Raw genomic sequence first — 1859 nt, 5'->3', positions numbered from 1 at the left:
AATCGAGTAGAGGGAAAATAAATTAACTTATTTTCGCCCCTCTCACAACACCGTACGTACGGGTCTCGTATACGGCGTTTCAATTTATATTACAGTGTGTACTTTTAAGTAACGTTCTAGGGCAGAGGGTACTCCCCTCTGCTTTAGTCTTTTGTTTGAGATTGCTCTTTGGACGACTTTTGATAGCCCTATATACCTGTAACCTTTTCGACAGTAGGTTAATCCTTTCGCTTCTTCCTTCGGAATCCCTAGCTGAATTAGCGATTTGATTTGTTTCTTCGGTACCTTCCATTGCTTCCAGATGATTACTCTGATTCTGGAGCGCAGTTTCATATCTGTTCGTTTCAAGGTTTTTTTCATATTTGCGATTCTAAAGTAATTCACCCATCCGAATATGACTTGCTTCATTTTCAATATTCGGTAGTCTAACGGAACACTCCAACTTCGCTTTGTCAATTGTCGAAGCTTCCTTTGATATTTCTGTACTGAAATTGGGTGTGGTCTCACTTGGTATTTCTTGTTTTTAGAATCATAATAATACCCAAATCCCAAGAATTTTAATTCTTTTGGGCGAGAGATTTTACTCTTTTCGGCATTTACTATCAGCCCTAATTTCTCTTCTATAAATCTCACGATTGATTTCATCACTCTGTTCGCAGATTTTTCGCTTTTCACAAAGATGAGGGCGTCATCAGCGTATCTCACGAATCGTAATCCTCTACTTTCTAGTTCCTTATCGAGTTCATTCAACATAATATTACTCAATAATGGACTGAGGTTGCCTCCCTGCGGAGTCCCAATGGGTGTTTCTTCATATTTCCCATTCACCATAACACCACTGACGAGATATTTTCTTATTAGAGAGATAACGTCTCCATCATCTATTGTGTTGGCGATAATTCGCATGAGTTTATCGTGATGGACTGTATCGAAGAATCTTTCAAGGTCAATGTCCACTACCCAATCGTGTCCGTCATTCAGAAATTCTAAGCTTTTTATAATAGCCATCTCACAACTTCTTTTTGGTCTAAAACCGTAACTAAACTCACTAAATTGCTTTTCAAATATCGGGCTAAGTACTTGATGAATGGCTTGTTGAACTACTCTATCCACTACTGTTGGTATTCCCAATTTGCGCATCTTTCCATTTTCTTTTGGGATCTCCACTCTTAAGGCAGCTTGTGGTCTGTATTTTCTTGTTCTGATGCGCTGGCGCAGTTCATCCTTGTTCTCTTTCAGATATTGTTTTAGTTCGTCGACTGTTACTCCATCGACCCCACTTGCACCTTTATTTTTATAGACACGTAAGTAGGCTTCATTCATATTTTGATTACTTAGAATCTGTTCTAAAAGTTTCACACTCGTTTCTCCTTCCCTCTCACGTAGTAAGTGATATTTCCTTTTTGGTTATCCTTTGAGATACGCTCATACTTTCACCATTAACACATTCGGAATTCGTCACTTACGCATTCGTGGCGTTGAAACACTATAAATTGTTCAGCCCTTCATGAATTTACTCATTACTATGGCTTTTGCTGACTTCTTGCGGTTAACCTTTTTCGACTGTACTTCTGTACATCCGCAAGACCTCCCAGGGTAAGACAACTCTCTTTCCTCTTTTACTCGCCTGATTTACTTAATAAAGTTACGCACATCTTTTGGACTTTGACTTGTCATGGAGCCTCATCCCTTTATCAAGCCTTAGTATCAGATTTCTGTTCGTCGAGCCAAGATTTTATTCCACGCTTCCTCTAGCCCTTACCTCACGATAAGTTCCTTGCGCTTCCTTAGTGGTTGGTCGATGTGTACCCCCACAGTGGACTTTCACCACCTAGATAGTTGCCATGCCTGGCACACAT

General features: G+C 39.9%; 1 protein-coding gene. It reads right to left on the bottom strand.

The genetic code is table 11. The features are described 5' to 3' along the window. Positions 1 to 84: 84 nt before the first annotated feature. Positions 85 to 1359 carry a group II intron reverse transcriptase/maturase gene (ltrA, locus tag AS180_RS21265; protein ID WP_062687474.1) on the bottom strand — a complete coding sequence of 425 codons (1275 nt, stop codon included), beginning with the start codon at positions 1357 to 1359 and terminating at the stop codon, positions 85 to 87. Positions 1360 to 1859: the final 500 nt, after the last annotated feature.

This window comes from Priestia veravalensis (assembly GCF_001457055.1).
Taxonomy (GTDB): Bacteria; Bacillota; Bacilli; order Bacillales; family Bacillaceae_H; genus Priestia; species Priestia flexa.
Note: the sequence above shows the minus strand (reverse complement) of the source record. Positions and strands in the feature narration are given on the sequence as shown.